Genomic DNA, 17381 nt, shown 5'->3' on the forward strand with positions numbered 1-17381 from the left:
GGGTCTTCGGACACGTGCTGTTCCCGTAGGAGTCTACGTATTCTGCCTGCGCTAGTTAGAGTTTCCGAGTTATGGATTGTTTGTAACGCATTTTTTCAGTAATTACGTACAATAATTCTAATTCACTACCAGCGTAGGAAATACACGGAGACTCCTGCGGGAGGATAGGCATAGGTGAGACCTCGCAGTGCGTAGCACGAGGAGGCTCACCAGCCGCCCGCGGAAAGCGGAGTGTATTTCCGGAGCGGAGTTAGATGCTCAACTCAAAATCCTAAGTTAAGTTACCGCATAGTTTCCATCAACTGTGAAAAAACAATAAACTTTACGAAAACGGACATAGATAATTAGTGAAAATTACGGTAATAATGCAAATGATCTTACTGGAAATCCAGATGCTTTCTCAGCTTTTGGAACAATATTGAAAATTACGGCTCCTTTTGCGGGTACCTTGTCTAGGTTGGTAAGTAGCTCCACTTGGTAAGTGTCTTGTTCCAGTACATAGTATTCACCTAAAAGAGCGCCATTTTGTTGAAAATCGATTGCGGAATCTGTATCAAATGTTTCATGCCCCACGGCTTTAATTTTTCTTTCTTCAAAGAGGAACTTTAGGGATTCTAATCCCCAACCTGGTGCGTGGGCATTTCCTTCTTCATCTTTATTATTAAATAATTCGTGATCTGGCCAGCGTTTACTCCAGTCTGTTCGTAGTGCTACAAAGCTACCGGACTCAATCTCCCCATGTTCTTTTTCAAAAGAATGGATATCTTCTACAGAAAGGGTAAAATCATTATCAATCGAAGCTTCCTTGGATTTATCAATAACAACTAGCGGTAAAACTAATTCCTTCAATTCTAAGTCTTCTAGATATCTTTGCTCCCGAACAAAGTGGATAGGTGCATCCAAATGAGTGCCATACTGCCCTGGAAATGTAAAACTTTGGGCAAAGAATCCATCATCATGCGTAAATAAGGTTTTAAATTCTGCAGACTGAAATGCAGAAAAATGTGGGGACTCAGGTCCAAAGGTATGTGTTAGATCAACCCATTCTTTCTCTTTCAATAACGCAATTGCTTTTAATAAGTCATTTGAAATTTTAACAATCTCTTTTGACATCAATATCACCTCATAATTTTTTTACAATCAAAAAACCTCTTCTCAAGAATAAGAAGAGGTTTATAAATCATATTATGGGTCCCCTTCTTATCTTCAAGCATTACACTTCTGGAATTGGCACAGTACTCATAATGAGTCCGCTGCCGAGGCTTCAAAGGGCCAGTCCCTCCACCTCTCTTGATAAGAGTATCGGTAATTTAATTGTTAGAATTCACTTTATCCCTTTGAGTGAATAATGTCAAGAGTGAAATTTCCGTAAATTTAAAATTATAGTGAATATGTTTTGATATATTGATATGATAAATGTAGAAAAGTTAATGAAGGGTGGGTGTGTAGTGACACAGCTTAGTCCGGAAGAAAAAAGGGAAATCGTTCGTGAAGAGCTCCATCGTTTGGTAAAAGCGCGGTACATATCGATGGATATTGCTGCAAAACTTGTTAATGCTCATACAAAGTATTATAAAAGTTTGCCTAAAGTAAATCAGATTAAACAGGAAATAGAGAAACCACAACAACCAAAGGTCGAGCCTCAAGTTAATGTAGTAAAACAAGGTGTGGAGGAAAATACCTCCAAAGAACCAATTATTTCTGAACCTGTCATTCAACCAGTAAGTAAACCAACAAAGAAAACATTAACAGAACAACAAGCGCGGGAAAGAAATATTACCTGGGCACTTAATCTAGGAGTAATTCTTGTTCTTTTGGGTGGATTAGTGCTAGCAACCAGTACATGGGATATTCTAGGGAACTGGATGAAAACTGGATTAATTACAGCGGTTTCTGTTCTGTTTTTTGCCTTGGCATGGTTAACGAATCGTGTTCTTCATATAAAGAAGACTGCTTTTGCTTTCTTAGTGTTAGGTAGCTTATTCTTACCAATTGTTGTAGTGTCTGCGGGGTATTTTGAACTGTTTGGTAGTTATTTGTCCTTTTCAGGAGAAGGGAAGTTCCTATTCGGGGCAATCGGGACCCTAATCCTATTACCTATTTATGTTTACTTTGCTATAAAACTATCATCAAGAATGTATGTATGGTTTTCGTACATATCTTTAAGTGTTTTTACTGGATTATTAATTGCAGCATTGTACCCTCCAATAGATGGTTTTTATTTAGGGATTATGCTGTATAACGCAGTACTTATTTTTGTCTATAGAAGCCTTAGAAACACGAAGAAGCTAAAGCAATTTGTGAATGAGTTTATCCCTTTTATTCAGGTTAATCTTATTCTATCTACCTTATTAATGCTAGTATTTTATGATAATGAATTAATGTATAGTTTTAACTTACTGTTAACTGCTATTATCTATTTCTCGATGATCTTTGTAACAAATCATAAATCCTATCATTTTGTATTCACAGCTATGATTATATATGGTGCGTATCAACTAGTAGAAAATTCAATTTTGGAAGGTGTAGGAGAGATAGCTTATGCATTACTCGGGATAATTTTCTTAAGCATACCAAAACTTGTAAAAGACAGTGGTTCTTTACAGAAAGTTTTCCAAATTACTAGTGCAATTGTATCTTCGTTAGCATTTACATATATCAGTTTTGAAGGAATGCTAATCCATATGGAGGAAGGTTCTATTGTATTAGTGATTTCTTATGTCATTATTGCATTAAACTTTGCTTATCTTGCTTCCACTGTGAGAAATCAGCTTTTCGCATATTTAAGTCCAATCTTCTTAGTTAGTGCTATGTATCAGCTAGCTTTACTGGGTGAGGAATGGTTTGGATATGAATCTATCATCCTGCCGTTTTTTATACTATTAGTAGTACTTTACCTATTTGGAGGCTGTTTGGTGAAAATAAAATTATGGCAGCCATTAATGGTAAGCACTAGGGATATTAGTGGTTTAATTCTTCTATTTAGTTTATTGATTGGAGCCATCGATTTAACGAGGCTAGATTTAAGTATCATGCTATTTCTACTTGCTGGCTTAGCCATTATTATGGAACGATATGAAACTCGCGATGCATTAGTACAAATTGCACCGTGGATGCATGGAGTTACTCTGGGATTAGCGGCGACAACTTTATACCATCATTTCAATATAAAGAATGAAATGTTGTATATGGTTAGTCCTATTACTGTTGAGGAAGTCATTCTAGGGAGTTTAATCGTGTTAGCTGCAAGTTACCTTTGGAAAATGCAGAAAAAAGATAGTTTCTCAACTAGTAGTTTTTATATTTCTCAAATCTTCTATGGATTCGGTACTCTATTTAGTCTTGGATTTGGAACGGATCCAGGTATGAGAGCTTTGATTACGCTTGGTGGAATTGGAATGGCATATCTACTTTACCGAAAAACAAATTGGCCTGTTATTCCTTATGTAATAAGTGGTATGACTATGACCTTTTACCTAAGTGTACTAATACTAGTTCATGATCAATCTAATCAAATTCCTGAGGTGTTTAATTGGGTTGAATTTGTAGTTGGAGCACTCATGCTATTGGGAATTGGGCATGCTATTGGAAATAAGGAAGAACGACTAACAAAAGCATTTTATTGGGTTGGTCAACTATTTATGCCAATTGCGTTATTGTTGAGTTTGCTTAGTAGCGGGGAAGATGCAATATGGGCATTTTTAATTGCAACTATCACGTATGGAATGACTGTCAGATTGATGAAATCTGAATGGAAAATTAACACATTCTTTTATGCGGGTTGTTCGACATTATGGTTATTTATTTTATTAGCCTTTACTAAACTGGAGTGGCAGGATTATATTTCATATACTTTCTTAATGATGAGTATCCTGTTATTCATTGGTTGGTTTACGGGTAGTGAGATTTGGAAGAAACGTATTATTTATTATTTCCTTCCGTTTTCAAGTATAGGTATGTTGAGTTTTATTATCAGCTATTCTTATGACCTATTGTTATTTATCATAACGGTTCTGTATGGGGTACTTGTATTATTCGTTATTCATCGAATGAAATGGGATGTTTTATCAATTATTCCATTGTTATTACTCTATGCTGCGGTGGCGAATTTTGATGTTGCTGAATATTGGACAGATTATGAGATATCTATTCAACATGCACTATTTGGTGTTGTCTTAATGATTATGGGAAGGGTACTCTATAATTCGTTGTATCAATTAAAGAAAGGTTATTTTAAAATCGATTGGTATACTATTTTAGCGGTACTAGTTTTCTATAATCTTTATCAGTTTAGTTATGATGGTGGTTTAATAAATAAGATACTACCAGGTATTTTAATCGTCACACTGTTATTCTTGAATAGGAAAAGGGTTGCAGATATTCCATCCAAATGGCTGACATTTGCTGCATTTGTTTATCTGTTACAGCCATATTATGCCATGCTCGGACATTTCGAACTACCTGCATTGTTTGAAAGAGAGTTTTATGTCTTACCTTGGATTGCCGTTGTCATTGGCCTCAAGAATTATGTTATGAAGGATAACAAAGCAGTTACTGGATATATTCAGTGGGCCGTGTTAGTCATTGTTGCATTACTACTTGTTCAAGACGGTCTAGCAAGTAACACGATTTACGATGCATTAATTGTTGGTGTGCTATCACTAGCATCACTTCTTGCCGGAATGATGTATCAGATGAAATCTTTCTTCTTTATCGGTGCAGGGGTACTTTTATTCAATGTCTTCATGCAAACAAGACCATATTGGGGGAAACTACCTTGGTGGGGTTACCTACTCATTGCGGGTTCCATATTAATTGCTGTTGCAAGCTATAATGAATGGCAAAAGCAAAAAAGCTCAGAAGGAAAAGAGACCTTGGTTGCAAAGTTTAAGAAAAATGTGATTGATCGAATTAAAAAGTGGGAATAATTTAATTGGCTATTTTCATAAAGTTTCTTTGCTTTTTATTTTCGCAGTCGATGGAAACTGCGCGGTAACTAATTATTTTTGTTGAGCAACGCACCCGCGGGGGAAATACACTTCGCTTTCCGTGGGCGGCTGGAGAGCCTCCTCACTCCTTCGTCGTTGCGGGGTCTCACCTAGGCCTGTCCTCCCACAGGAGTCTACGTGTATTTCCCCCGCTGATGTATATTGAAAAAGATTGACAGCACTTATTACTGAAAACATGTGATAAAACAATAAATACTTAGGAAACTCTAACGAGCGCAGGTAGAATACGGAGACTCCTGCGGGAACAGCACGTGTCCGAAGACCCCGCAGCGGTGGTTTTTCCGCGAGGAGGCTGAGGCCGTGCCCGCGGAAAGCGGAGTATTCTGCCGGAGCGGTATGATAGCACTATCCTAAAAAAGTTACCGCACAGTCTATACAAAAAGAGTAATTAAACAACGATCTTATTAAACAGCCATTTAATTTATTGAGAAGCTTGGTTTTCCAAGCTTCTTTTAGTTTTATTTGACTTGAAAAGCCTTTCATAGGTTAGAATGAGGGATAGTATGATAAGAAGATAAAAAGGAGCATATCAATGACACAACAAAGCGTTATTTTCTTTGATATCGATGGTACGTTACTTGATCAAAATAAGGAATTACCAAGTTCTACTATGGAAGCTATTCATGAGTTGAAAAGGAAGGGGCACATTGTCGCAATTGCAACAGGTCGAGGCCCCTTTATGTACAAAGAACTTCGAGAAAAGTTAGGAATTAACTCATTTATAAGCTATAACGGGCAGTATGTAGTGGTAGAAGGACAAGTAGTCTATGCTAATCCACTCTCTAAATCTACTCTGAAAAAACTTTCTGATGATGCCTTAGCGAATGGTCATCCAGTTGTTTATTTAGATCCAGAGGTGATGAAGGCAAATGTTCCTGAGCATCCATATATCACAGAAAGTGTTTCCACGTTAAAGGTTGGTTTGCCAACACATGATCCGTTGTATTATCAGGATAATGATATTTACCAAACCCTCTTATTTTGTGGAGAAGCGGAAGAGAAACAATATATTGATGATTTTCCTGAATTTGATTTTATTCGTTGGCATTCCGTTTCAACAGATGTCTTGCCAAGTGGTGGTTCTAAAGCTAATGGGATAAAAAAGGCATTAGAAAAGTTGCAAATTCCTGCAGAGCGTGTGTATGCGTTTGGTGATGGATTAAATGATTTAGAAATGCTTTCCATGATAAAGAATAGTGTTGCTATGGAAAATGGGGTAGATGAAGCTAAAGCTTGTGCGAAATATGTGACCAAGTCTGTTGATGAGGACGGAATTTATCACGGGTTGAAGATGGTTGGATTACTATAAAATTGGAATGCTACCGCTCGCTTTTTGAGTGGTAGCATTTTTTGGGTTACGGTAAAGTACAAGACATGTTATGATAAATGTAAAGTTTTTTTACGAAAAGGAATGTCGTGCGATGAACTTTGTATCTATTGATTTTGAAACTGCAAATGAAAAAAGAAGTAGTCCGTGTGCGGTTGGTATAGTTATTGCGAATGAAACGGAAATACTAGATGAATATTATAGTTTAATAAATCCAGAAACATATTTTAATCCATTCAATATACGTGTACATGGAATTCATGAAGAAGACGTTATGGATTCGATGACATTTTCTGAGCTCTGGCCAACGATGAATAGCTATTTGGCAGGTAATCTTGTTGTTGCACATAATGCAAGTTTTGACATGAGTGTTATCCGTCAAACATTAGACCGTGACAGACTATCTTATCCAGAGATGGATTATCTTTGTACAGCAAATATTGCCAAGCAAGTTTGGCCAGAGATGGAGAATCATAAATTGAATACATTGGCAGCACATCACGGTATTTTATTTAAGCACCATGATGCACTAGAGGATGCCAGGGTTGCAGCTAAGGTGATGCAGAAAGCGATGGAATCTTTTGAAGTGGATTCGATTGAATTATTTTTAGAACGTTGCAAAATTACAAAAGGTAGGATTTATGATAGAGGATATTATCCTCCTAAGGTAAAGCGGACGAAAAAGCATACGAAGTTGTATATATAATAAAGGAGAAGCGTAATAGGGTACGCTTCTCCTTTATTATATATAACTTTTCTAATTTCAATTTATAAATCAGTACCTTGATTCAACTAGGATTGATCGTACCTGATATATGACCAAATCATGTTATCCAGTTTCAGACTATAAATGGCGTAATTTAATTGTCCCATTTTGTAAAATGATTATTTATTATTGTCTAAATAGTTTTTAGAAAATGCTAGCTGAGCAATAATTAGAAATCCGTAAATAAATAGTGTATTCTTTGTACTATACATATTTTTGGTAAAATAGGAGGATTTTTCATGAATAAGAAACGTTGGTTTGCGATACTTGCTGCGGCTGTTTTATTTTTTGTTTCGATGGGATTTCAATTTATGACGAGTATTGCAAGTACAAATTTTGAACAATTATTTGCTTTTCCAGAAAGTAAATTTCAAGAGGAAGTAATTGAAGAGGGAATGAATGGCAAAATTGTTGTACTAAATCTAGATGGAGTAATTCAAGATACAGCGCCAAGTAGTTTAATCAATACAACTTCCTACAATCACAGGCAGTTTTTAGAAATGCTTGATGAGGCAGGAAAGGATTCCAATGTGGAGGGGATTATTTTACGAGTGAACACACCAGGTGGTGGTGTTGTGGAAAGTGCTGAGGTTCATGACAAAATTTTAGAGATTCAAGCAGAATATGAAAAGCCAATATACGTGTCGATGGGGAATACTGCAGCATCGGGTGGATATTATATTTCTGCCCCAGCAGATAAGATAATTGCGCATCCTGCAACATTAACGGGGTCAATTGGTGTCATCATGCAAGGATATGATCTTTCTGGTTTAACGGATAAGTTGGGGATTGAATTTAACACAATTAAAAGTGGAGAATATAAAGACATCATGTCTACTTTTAGAGAAATGACAGATGAAGAACGTGTGCTACTACAGGAAATGATCGATGATATGTATGGCGATTTTGTTCAGGTAATTGTCGATGGAAGAGGTATGTCTGAAGAGAAGGTACGTGAACTTGGCGATGGACGAGTGTACACTGGTAACCAAGCGAAGGAAAATGGGTTAGTAGATGAACTGGGTTCTTTAGATGATACGATTGCCTTGATGAAAGAAGATTATGAACTGGGTAATGCTGAAGTTGTAAAATATAATAACCCACTTGGTTGGGAAAGTGTATTTGGAATGTCTGTACAAAGCATTATTGGTAAAGATGAAGAATTAGTTAACATGCTAGAAATTGTTCAGGAATCTAATACACCAAGAGCGATGTATTTGTACTCTAATTAAGGAGGGCTTATTTTGAGTGAACATGTGATATATGCAAATGAGGCCCGTGTTTCGGAGCAACGTTATGCTGGGTTTTGGATGCGACTTTGGGCATTTCTCATTGATTTAATTGTTATAAGTAGCTTGAACGGTATTTTGCTTTCGCCATTTAAATTTGTCAACGAAGGTATTGCAATAAGTGTTGGGATATGGACGGTTCCCGGGATTGTTAGTGCCATTGTCTTTTATGCATACTTTGTATTGATGACAAAGTTTTTTGGACAAACTGTTGGAAAAATGATTCTTGGCATAAAGGTCGTTCGTGAAAATGAAGAGCCACTTAGATGGAGTGATGTTCTATTTAGGGAGCTGGTTGGCAGATTTATTTATCGAGCATTTTGGTTCCTAATGGTATTGTATATCATTGTTGGATTTATGGATGAAAAGCAAGGATTGCACGATATGATTGCAGATACAAGAGTTATATATGATAGATAGAAGGGAAGACACGGTTGATAAGGCCGTGTCTTCTTATCTTTTTAATAAGATAATATCTCAAGGGTAGTTTGGCAGTAATTTGAAGGGGAGGGAATCTAATACATAATTTCGTACTCAGTTCCCGGCTGAAATGAAGAATGAAACACTCCTATACATCGTTTCCCATCAAATCCGGACTGAAATAGAGTGGCTTGTAAGCTCGAAATATAGCGAATATCATGAAGTTTTGACAGGAGTATTGCTACTAGTAATTATCTGAATTAAAATAATAAATAGAATCTTATGTAGATAAAACAACAAACTATTTGGAGGAGTTGGGAGAGATGAACACAGATTCAAATGTTTTTGATGGACTCGATAGGTTACTTGAACGTGCCCGTAGAAATACATTAGGAGATCTACTGGCGAGAACAAGAGATAGGATGCCCGATAAATTTGCCCTTGCATATCGGGACAAGCGCTTGAATTACGAAGAATTAGATGACTTAGTGAATCAGACTGCCCAAGCTTTTCAAAATCAAGGAATGAAAAAAGGCGATATGATTACCGTCATGTCAAAGAATAGCTTAGATTTTGTTCTAGTTAATTTCGCTCTTGCTCGAATAGGAGCAGTTATGATTCCAATCAACTATATGCTAACACATGACGTTGTTGCTTTTATATTAGGGCATGCAGGAGCTTGTGGGTTAATTGCTTCGGGAGAATATGCACAAGTACTTGATCAGGCATCTAACGGGATGGATATACGCTTTCGTTACTTAATGGATATAGAAGAATCAGATATACTTGACGGAAGACTTGAAGAATGGATAGCGCTACGTGATATTCGTATGGACCAACCAACTAACTTCGTAGATGCTGATTTATCTGATGACGACTTGGCTCATGTTTTATATACAAGTGGTACTGAATCAAGGCCAAAAGGAGTTATGCTGACACATAAGAGTATTGTTAGTGAATATGTTAGTTGCATTGTGGATGGGAATATGGCTGAAGGTGATGTATTGATTCATGCTTTGCCAATGTATCATAGTGCTCAACTACATTGTTTCTTGGGTCCAAGCATCTATTTGGGGTCAAGTGGAATTATTCTTGATGGGGCTAGTCCGGAAGTGATTTTACGTACCATTGAAAAGGAAGGGGCAACACAGCTATTTTGTCCACCGACAGTTTGGATTGCCTTGTTAAGACATCCTGAATTTGATATGCGTGATTTATCAACTTTGGAAAAATGTTATTATGGTGCTGCAATTATGCCAATGGAAATATTGAAGGAGCTATCTGTTCGACTACCAAATGCGAGATTCTGGAATTTCTACGGGCAAACAGAAGTAGCTCCACTTGCAACTGCATTGCAACCTAAGGACCAATTAAGCAAACTTGGTTCTGCTGGAAAACCAACATTAAATATGCAAACAAAAATTGTGGATGAAAATGATCAAGAGGTTCCTTGTGGGGAGATAGGTGAAATTGTGCACCGTACACCCCATGCTATGAAGGGTTATTTATTTGATCCAGAAAAAACGGCAGAAGCATTTCGTGGTGGATGGTTCCATAGTGGAGACCTTGGTGTAATGGATGAAGAAGGATATATTACTATTGTAGACCGGAAAAAAGATATGATTAATACTGGTGGTGTCAATGTCTCCAGTCGAGAAGTTGAGGAAACAATTTACCAGCTAGAAGGGGTTTCGGAGGTTGCAGTAATTGGGATTCCTGATAAGTATTGGATTGAAGCGGTAACAGCGATTATTGTTGTGAAAGAAGGAACTAGCCTAATGGAAGAGGATGTAGTTGAATTTTGCCGTGATACGTTGTCTAAGTTTAAAGTGCCAAAATATGTTGCATTTGCTGATTCACTTCCTAAGAATCCAAGTGGAAAAGTGTTAAAGCGTGAGTTGCGTGATGAATATGAGGGGTTAGGTGAAGAAGAGTAAACGGAGTAAGGAGCGTGGACCATACATAATGGTCCTGCTTCTTTTTTTAGGAGGTATGTTTAATGTAATATAGAAAGGGTATATAACTTGTACCCCTATTTTTCTAAATACCTAGGATTATTCTCATTAACACGCTGAGGTGAATACAGATAATAACCCATATTACGAACGTTTTAGAAAAAACTAGCATAATTTGTTAATGGGAAACGCAACTTTATTAAAGACAATATCAGATTTATTTTTGACAAATTCTCTATGATCAATTTGGATAAACCACTCCATTTTAGTAATAATAATAAATGGAGGTGTCCTAATTGGCAGAAAAAAGTGATGTTTGGAGTAAGAAACGTGCTGTTTCAAGTGTTAATCCTCAAGGTCTAACTGAAGAAACCGCAGATCACCGTCCTAAGTCGCAGTTGGAAGATCGAGCAAAGAAAAAGAATACTAAAGTTTAAAGCAGGTGAGGACAATCGACGATACACTTCTATACTTACGTGAATCATTATCCAATTACGAGGGTAATGAGTGGAGTCAGTCTATTCATCAAAAACTACAAAATAAGGACTATCAAAGTGAAGAAGAATTTGTTGAGGATTTAGACGATAGGGAAATGCAGTATTTAAACAAAATCCTAGAACGTGAAATTGGCTATGCTGAAAATGTTCAAGATGATCTTCGGGTCGAGCAGTTACGTGAAGTATATGAACTCATCTTTTAGTAAGCATAGGATGAATAGCCTATTTTAGTCAATTGGATAACATTGGCATTGATATTTTGCAACCAAAATAGTAATATAAGAGTACAAGCTACGATGTACGTATTTTACTAAGTTTTAACCTCTAATGTAATAATAGGGAGTTTTAAATTGAAGCTCTAATGCCGTGCCGCTTGAATTAGCGGAAGGCAGGAAGGTTTCTGCGAACACCCACTTAGTGAAGTGGTGGTTTAAAACTTTTTATGACAAATACGGCATAGGTGGCTCTTACTAAAGAATTAAGCCGACCAGTTTCCTACGGGAGACTGGTCATTTTTGTTTACAATTCTTTAATGTTGTTAGGTAAGGTTTCTGTTGTGATCCAATCTTTTACCATTTTGTTAAAAAAATCCGGATTGGCTAATGAGATACCGTGTCCAACATTTGGAATGATGATTCCCGTGCTATTAGAATTTTTTTGTATAAGTTCAATGCATGACCTATGCATTATTTTCTTTTCCTTTTCTCCGACTGTGACAAGTAGTTTAGTTTTTGTAACAGAATACTGTCCGGGAACATGAAAGGACATATTTTCTTTCATAACCTGCATGAAAGTATCTAATGTAATTTCCTTACTTTCTTTATAATAAAATTCGAATTGCTTTTCTTGTATGTATAGAACCTTTGATTGAAGCTTTGCGAATGATCTTAATTTAGTCAGAGGAAAGGATAATTTGAACAACGGCTTTAGTATGTTGAAGCTAGATTTCATTGGTTTCGCAAGAGCACTATTGATCACTGCATAGTTAATTAACTCCGGAGCTAAACTTAACATTTTAACTAGGATTTGAGCTCCTAAAGAGAATCCGATTACTATAACTGGTTCTTGAGATCTCTTGTGATTGATCAATTCCATTATCTTTTCTGCACTATCTTTTATTGAAAAATGTTCATGCTTACTTAATCCGTGCCCTGGTAAATCTGGAACTAAACAATGATAACTTGAGGAAAAATACTTAATTTGTTCATCCCACATCCAGCCACTCACTCCACCACCGTGGAGAAATACCATCAGTGGTACATTTTCTTTCCCATATTCTTTATAGTCCAATTTGATGTCCACCTTCACAAATTTACTACTCTTATCTTATCATAGTTCTCTGAATAGTAAGTGATAAGTAAAATCTTTCAAGTGGTATTCGTTTTTAGTATTTTAAGTTATCTTCATAAACATATATGATTAAATTAATAAGGGAGGGGATTGGATGAATTTTCATTATGAACAATTGGACCATGTACAGTTGGCTGCTCCAAAAGATGGGGAAGAAGAGGCACGCAAATTTTATGAGGGCTTACTTGGTTTTTCCGAAATAGAAAAGCCAGAGAATTTGAAAAGGCGTGGTGGGGTTTGGTTTTCAAATGGTGTCATTCCCATTCATATTGGAATTGAAGAACCTTTTCAACCGGCAAAGAAAGCACATCCAGCAATTAGAGTAAAGGATATTGAGGAAATGAAAAAGTATTTGGATGAGAAACGAGTCGTGTATCAAGTGGATATGGAACTCCCTGGTGCAAATCGATTTTATTTGTATGATCCATTCGGAAATCGGTTAGAGTTTTTAGAGTGGGAATAAGAACAAAAGCGCAAGAGCCCGGTTAGCGACGTATGGACTGCGCCCTGCCATGCAGGGTGGGACTGCGTTGCCACGCAAAGTGGGGGATTTAGCAGTCCATTCCCCGTAGGAGATAAAGGAAACAAGACGAATGAAGAGAGTCGATGTTGACTTATCGTACGGAGGTGAAGGAAGTCCAATAGTCGCTGGGTGCTGGAGCTGGACGTGGCCATTCCTGATTAATTATCCACAGGCAGAGACTTTTATTATTTCCTAAATAATAAAAAAGGGATTTCTCTTTATATAATGAGAAATCCCTTTTTACATGGTAGAATTATTAGAAAAGTTACTATTATTTGCATTATCAGGGGGAAATATGTTGAAGAAGAAATTAGGAGTTGTCCTGGGGAGTATTGTAGGATTATTTATTATTGGACTATTCATAGGAGGGAATTATTTTTATAGTGAAGGCATAAAGCGTGGTACCGAAGTAGAATTACATAGTGAATCGGAAACAGTAAATGCTGCAGCAAGTCAAACCGATCTATCTATCATTGAAGAAGCAGAAAAATGGTATTCCAATCAGGACCCGGAAATCTTGGAGATTCTTTCCTATGATGATTTACGATTAAAGGCTGGATTTTTTGAAAATGAAATGGATACAGGGAAAGTTGTAATTCTTGCTCATGGCTACCGTGGGAACCGAGATCATATGGATGATTTGGTGAAATTTTATTATGATCAAGGTTTCGATGTATTAATGCCTGATTCCAGAGGTCACGGGGAAAGCGAAGGGGATTATATTGGCTATGGTTGGCATGATAGACTTGACTATGTAAAGTGGATTGATTTACTAATTGAAAAGCACGGTGCAGAGCAAATAGTATTACATGGAAATTCAATGGGGGCTTCTTTAGTACTAATGACAAGTGGGGAAGAACTGCCGGACAAGGTAAAAGGTATAGTTGCTGATAGTGGTTATACAATGGTTAAAGAAGAGTTGAAACATCAATTAAAACATTTATATCACCTACCTGCATTTCCAATCTTAGATGTTACTAGCATGATTACCAAGGTTCGAGCAGGCTATTTCTTCGGTGAAGCTTCAGCAATTGAACAGGTAGAAAAGAATACAAGACCATTATTCATTATCCATGGTGACGCGGACGAGTTAGTACCAACCGAAATGGCATATGAACTATACGAGGCTGCGGGTGGAGAGAAGGAACTTTGGATTGTGCCAGATGCTGGACATACAAAGGCATATTCTATTGCTACAGAGGAGTTTCAGGAAAGATTACAAGAGTTTATTGATAAAATTATGGAAAACTAGTGGAAGCTACTTTTGGGCAACGCTATCCTATGATATTTGCTAGTTCTATTTAATTATTTGTTGTTGGGTTGTGAAATCTTTTTCTAGAAGTGGGATTTTGCAACGTTAAAAAAGCTATGAATAAAAACATATGGAGGATCACATGGTAATCAAAACGATAAGACTTGCAACAGAAAAGGACGCAGCGGAACTCTCTAGACTAAATCAAGAATTTAATGGTGGAGAAAGAGTAAATCCCGATATGATAAGGGATAGTATGCGGAACAACGATGAAATAATTGTAGTAGCAACACTAAATGATAGATTGGTAGGTTTTGCATGTGCACAAAGTGTTCAGTCCTTCTGTTATGCGAACGGACATGGTGAAATTACTGAGATGTATGTGGAAGAAAATACAAGACGAATGGGGCTTGCGAGCTTGATGATAGCTTTATTAGAGAAAAAGCTTGTTGAACGTGGAGTTACAAGTATAAGGATATTGACCGGAAAGAGAAATAATGCAGCAATTCATACATATTTGTGTAGTGATTACAACATGGAAGATGAGGTTGTTCTTGAAAAGAAAAAGTTGGGGATGAAAGAATTAGGGATTTGACTACACAAGGACATTCTGATAAGAGACAAATAACTAAAGTCTTATTAGAAGAAGATATCGACACTGTTATCTCCAGTCCATACAAACGGGCAGTCTTAACTGTACAGGAATTAGCAGAACGACTGGGACAAAGAGTTTTGGTTATTGAAGATCTTAAGGAGAGAGTGTTTATTCGAGAGGAAAAGCGAATAGATGATAAGGAATTATTACCATTAATACGGACATCATTTTCTGACCCGAATTTCAGTTTTCCTGAAGCGGAGTCAAATAAGGACTGTCAGAGAAGAGCTATGGAGATAATAAAAGGAATACTAAAAATATATCGTGGTCAGAAGGTAGTAATAGGAACTCATGCAGTAATCATGACATTAGTGATGGGGTATTATGATAGTAAATATGATTTAGACTTTTTACTCCATATATCAAAACCAGATATTTACAGAATGGAATTTGATGGGGAAGAATTAGTGAAAGTTGATCGATTATGGAGATTTGCATAGCGAAAATGTCGTTGATAGTTGTCCTAAGGATCCTATTTTCGGTTTAATATAATTCGATTAGGTATAATAGAATTCAAATAGAGGGAAATGGTAAAGTAAAGGGTAATTATCGGAATTTATTAAAAGGAGTGTACCCATTATGATTGGAGTCGAAATCGATTTTGTTGTTTCGGATAGCTTAAAAGCATTGGAATTATATGAAAAAATATTTGAAATTGAACGTGTTGAAGTTTCGGATTTACCAAGAGGGGAAAATGAAGCGGTCTTTATTCTTTACGGTGCGCGCTTTCACATGTTAGATGAAAATCCAACATTCGAGCTGATAGCGCCAACCCAAGACAATCCAAAAACAGTTTGGTTCAATATTTCTGTTCCAGATATTAATGAAACTTATAATAAAGCAATGAGTTTGGGTTGTATAGAGATACAACCAGTTACTGATTTACCTGATTACGGAATTTCAAACGCAATGTTTATGGACTCTTTTGGTTATATTTGGATGTTACACCAGATACACAAAGTAGTAAGTCATGAAGAACGTATACGCCTTTGGAAGGAAAAAAATGACAAGTAATCTCTAAAATACTTATTCAACTAATTGATACCTTTTCAAGAACAAATGCGGAAGTGCCCGGTTAGGGACTACGGACTGGACTGAGCCGGAGGAGATAAAGGAAACACGTCGACCGTAGGGAGTCGGTGTTGACTTATCGTGTCATGAGGTGAGGGAAGTCTCGCTAGTCCCTGGGCGCTGAGTGAGACGTGGCCGTTAAAATAGTGATATCCACAGGCAGTTACTTTTATAATTTCCTAAGCAAAGATAAAGGGGCCGCTTGGGCCCTTTTATCTTTGGATTGCTTTTTTAACAAAATACTCCATCACCAATTCATTTTCTAGCAAATCTTCGGTTAAAAGAAATCCAACTTTTTTATAAAAGTCAATCGCTCCCTTATTTTCCGGGACGACGGATAAACGAATTCGCTCACAATCATCGTGTTTTGCAATCATCTCAATTAATGCTTTCATGGCAAGGATTCCATAACCATTACCTTGGAATTGTTCTCCAATCATAAATCGTGGAATCCAATGTTTATCTTCGGTATCATTATCAGGAATATATTCAATAGCAGCAACTCCAACAACGGTATCCTCGTGATAAATAGCATAGGGTGTGAAGGTTTTGTCGACATAGGCCCAGGCGATGGTTGCAATATTACGAGCTACAAACTCCTTTTGATCCTCTGAAACTTCTAAACGAACACAATCTCTAATATTATCTTGTGTTACTGCTTGGATATTTATTGTCATTTTCATTCTCCTACTCTATTAAATAAGTAACATTATTCCATTTGTCATGCCATTTTTTCTTCTGCAAACGATGATAATAGATTTTCATTCTTTCTTCAGATTCTATAAAGTAAGGGGTTGGACGAACGATCATGTTCAAGACATCTTCTAGGCCATGTGGAGCTGTCAATTTGAGTTCCTCATTTTCATCTAGCTTAATTCCTAAAGCAGTTACTGTCTCAGGAAACTTGGAAATAGCATCAATTGTATTTTTATAGGGTTCTAATCCATTGATATGATGCATTCGAGCTTCGTTTTTTACTGACCATGGTATGTTTGGAAAGTTACTTTTAAGTTTTTGTTCGAACTCTTTTTCCATGGTCTCTTCCGTATGGAGTGGGTCAAAATATACGACATCTATATCATCAGTCGGGGTTGGGTGAGAAAACCCATGTAGTACGTCCCAAATTTTGGAACGAACGAATCCTGCACAAATCCACCAGTCTGGCAGATTTAACGTTTGGACAGCTCTAAGAATAGCTATCATTTGCTTATCATTATTAAAGAGTTCTATGATATTTTGTTTATTTCTAAGCATCTAATTTCCCCTC

18 protein-coding genes, 1 other RNA gene and 1 riboswitch are annotated in these 17381 nt (G+C 36.8%); of the genes, 15 read left to right on the plus strand and 4 right to left on the minus strand.

Translation table 11 applies throughout. The features are described 5' to 3' along the window. Window positions 1-354: 354 nt before the first annotated feature. Window positions 355-1092, minus strand: coding sequence for a cyclase family protein (locus K332_RS0100005; RefSeq protein WP_026905569.1), 738 nt, complete (start codon window positions 1090-1092; stop codon window positions 355-357). Between the two features lie 105 nt (window positions 1093-1197). After that, window positions 1198-1300: riboswitch (SAM riboswitch) on the minus strand. Window positions 1301-1448: 148 nt separating this feature from the next. Here K332_RS0100005 and K332_RS0100015 point away from each other — a divergent pair. From K332_RS0100015 to ssrS, 9 genes are all read left to right on the plus strand, one after another. Further along, complete coding sequence (locus tag K332_RS0100015) at window positions 1449-4928, plus strand: hypothetical protein (protein ID WP_051359296.1); 3480 nt, start codon at window positions 1449-1451, stop codon at window positions 4926-4928. A gap of 613 nt (window positions 4929-5541) precedes the next feature. Continuing rightward, on the plus strand, window positions 5542-6318 hold the full coding sequence (locus K332_RS0100020) for a Cof-type HAD-IIB family hydrolase (RefSeq protein WP_026905571.1): 777 nt from the start codon (window positions 5542-5544) through the stop codon (window positions 6316-6318). Between the two features lie 112 nt (window positions 6319-6430). Next, the gene (locus tag K332_RS0100025; protein ID WP_026905572.1) at window positions 6431-7042 is read left to right on the plus strand and encodes a 3'-5' exonuclease; all 612 of its coding nucleotides are present in this window, start codon (window positions 6431-6433) and stop codon (window positions 7040-7042) included. 299 nt (window positions 7043-7341) lie between these two features. After that, the gene (sppA, locus tag K332_RS0100030; protein WP_026905573.1) at window positions 7342-8334 is read left to right on the plus strand and encodes a signal peptide peptidase SppA; all 993 of its coding nucleotides are present in this window, start codon (window positions 7342-7344) and stop codon (window positions 8332-8334) included. Window positions 8335-8346: 12 nt separating this feature from the next. Further along, window positions 8347-8811 (plus strand): RDD family protein, encoded by a 465-nt coding sequence (locus K332_RS0100035; protein ID WP_036687735.1) that lies wholly within the window; start codon window positions 8347-8349, stop codon window positions 8809-8811. Between the two features lie 323 nt (window positions 8812-9134). Then, the gene (locus K332_RS0100040) at window positions 9135-10748 is read left to right on the plus strand and encodes a fatty acyl-CoA synthetase (protein ID WP_026905575.1); all 1614 of its coding nucleotides are present in this window, start codon (window positions 9135-9137) and stop codon (window positions 10746-10748) included. Between the two features lie 314 nt (window positions 10749-11062). After that, on the plus strand, window positions 11063-11203 hold the full coding sequence (gene sspL, locus K332_RS23475; protein WP_084287587.1) for a small, acid-soluble spore protein L: 141 nt from the start codon (window positions 11063-11065) through the stop codon (window positions 11201-11203). 14 nt (window positions 11204-11217) lie between these two features. Next, complete coding sequence (locus K332_RS0100050) at window positions 11218-11466, plus strand: hypothetical protein (protein WP_026905576.1); 249 nt, start codon at window positions 11218-11220, stop codon at window positions 11464-11466. 82 nt (window positions 11467-11548) lie between these two features. Next, a non-coding RNA gene (ssrS, locus tag K332_RS23480) (6S RNA) lies at window positions 11549-11734 on the plus strand. Between the two features lie 48 nt (window positions 11735-11782). Here the strand turns inward: ssrS and K332_RS0100055 are convergent. Next, window positions 11783-12559 (minus strand): alpha/beta fold hydrolase, encoded by a 777-nt coding sequence (locus tag K332_RS0100055; RefSeq protein WP_026905577.1) that lies wholly within the window; start codon window positions 12557-12559, stop codon window positions 11783-11785. A gap of 148 nt (window positions 12560-12707) precedes the next feature. On the opposite strand from K332_RS0100055, the gene K332_RS0100060 reads away from it, so the two are divergent. From K332_RS0100060 to K332_RS0100075, 6 genes are all read left to right on the plus strand, one after another. Next, complete coding sequence (locus tag K332_RS0100060; protein ID WP_026905578.1) at window positions 12708-13076, plus strand: VOC family protein; 369 nt, start codon at window positions 12708-12710, stop codon at window positions 13074-13076. Between the two features lie 130 nt (window positions 13077-13206). Next, window positions 13207-13332 (plus strand): hypothetical protein, encoded by a 126-nt coding sequence (locus K332_RS24635; protein WP_281170882.1) that lies wholly within the window; start codon window positions 13207-13209, stop codon window positions 13330-13332. A gap of 99 nt (window positions 13333-13431) precedes the next feature. After that, entirely contained in the window at window positions 13432-14388 is a 957-nt protein-coding gene (locus K332_RS0100065) for an alpha/beta hydrolase (protein ID WP_036687901.1), read from the plus strand. Between the two features lie 142 nt (window positions 14389-14530). Further along, entirely contained in the window at window positions 14531-14983 is a 453-nt protein-coding gene (locus tag K332_RS23165; protein WP_051359297.1) for a GNAT family N-acetyltransferase, read from the plus strand. After that, entirely contained in the window at window positions 14980-15483 is a 504-nt protein-coding gene (locus K332_RS21725) for a histidine phosphatase family protein (protein WP_245604611.1), read from the plus strand. The genes K332_RS23165 and K332_RS21725 overlap by 4 nt, the downstream gene beginning before the upstream one ends. A 139-nt stretch (window positions 15484-15622) precedes the next feature. After that, complete coding sequence (locus K332_RS0100075) at window positions 15623-16057, plus strand: VOC family protein (RefSeq protein WP_026905580.1); 435 nt, start codon at window positions 15623-15625, stop codon at window positions 16055-16057. A 269-nt stretch (window positions 16058-16326) separates the two neighbouring features. Here the strand turns inward: K332_RS0100075 and K332_RS0100080 are convergent, their stop codons facing one another. Beyond that, window positions 16327-16791, minus strand: a complete 465-nt coding sequence (locus K332_RS0100080) for a GNAT family N-acetyltransferase (protein ID WP_026905581.1) — start codon at window positions 16789-16791, stop codon at window positions 16327-16329. A 10-nt stretch (window positions 16792-16801) separates the two neighbouring features. Next, the gene (locus tag K332_RS0100085) at window positions 16802-17368 is read right to left on the minus strand and encodes a nucleotidyltransferase family protein (protein ID WP_026905582.1); all 567 of its coding nucleotides are present in this window, start codon (window positions 17366-17368) and stop codon (window positions 16802-16804) included. Window positions 17369-17381 lie beyond the last annotated feature (13 nt).

The organism is Paucisalibacillus globulus DSM 18846, from assembly GCF_000482485.1.
Taxonomy (GTDB): domain Bacteria; phylum Bacillota; class Bacilli; order Bacillales; family Amphibacillaceae; genus Ornithinibacillus; species Ornithinibacillus globulus.

What these genes read in the sequence shown, in the direction of transcription:
- K332_RS0100025 (WP_026905572.1), top strand. Translation starts at nt 6,431, where the DNA reads ATGAACTTTGTATCTATTGATTTTGAAACTGCAAATGAAAAAAGAAGT.
- K332_RS0100060 (WP_026905578.1), top strand. Translation starts at nt 12,708, where the DNA reads ATGAATTTTCATTATGAACAATTGGACCATGTACAGTTGGCTGCTCCA.
- K332_RS0100020 (WP_026905571.1), top strand. Translation starts at nt 5,542, where the DNA reads ATGACACAACAAAGCGTTATTTTCTTTGATATCGATGGTACGTTACTT.
- K332_RS0100065 (WP_036687901.1), top strand. Translation starts at nt 13,432, where the DNA reads ATGTTGAAGAAGAAATTAGGAGTTGTCCTGGGGAGTATTGTAGGATTA.
- K332_RS0100080 (WP_026905581.1), bottom strand. Translation starts at nt 16,791, where the DNA reads ATGACAATAAATATCCAAGCAGTAACACAAGATAATATTAGAGATTGT.
- K332_RS24635 (WP_281170882.1), top strand. Translation starts at nt 13,207, where the DNA reads ATGAAGAGAGTCGATGTTGACTTATCGTACGGAGGTGAAGGAAGTCCA.
- K332_RS23165 (WP_051359297.1), top strand. Translation starts at nt 14,531, where the DNA reads ATGGTAATCAAAACGATAAGACTTGCAACAGAAAAGGACGCAGCGGAA.
- sppA (WP_026905573.1), top strand. Translation starts at nt 7,342, where the DNA reads ATGAATAAGAAACGTTGGTTTGCGATACTTGCTGCGGCTGTTTTATTT.
- K332_RS0100085 (WP_026905582.1), bottom strand. Translation starts at nt 17,368, where the DNA reads ATGCTTAGAAATAAACAAAATATCATAGAACTCTTTAATAATGATAAG.
- K332_RS0100075 (WP_026905580.1), top strand. Translation starts at nt 15,623, where the DNA reads ATGATTGGAGTCGAAATCGATTTTGTTGTTTCGGATAGCTTAAAAGCA.
- K332_RS0100040 (WP_026905575.1), top strand. Translation starts at nt 9,135, where the DNA reads ATGAACACAGATTCAAATGTTTTTGATGGACTCGATAGGTTACTTGAA.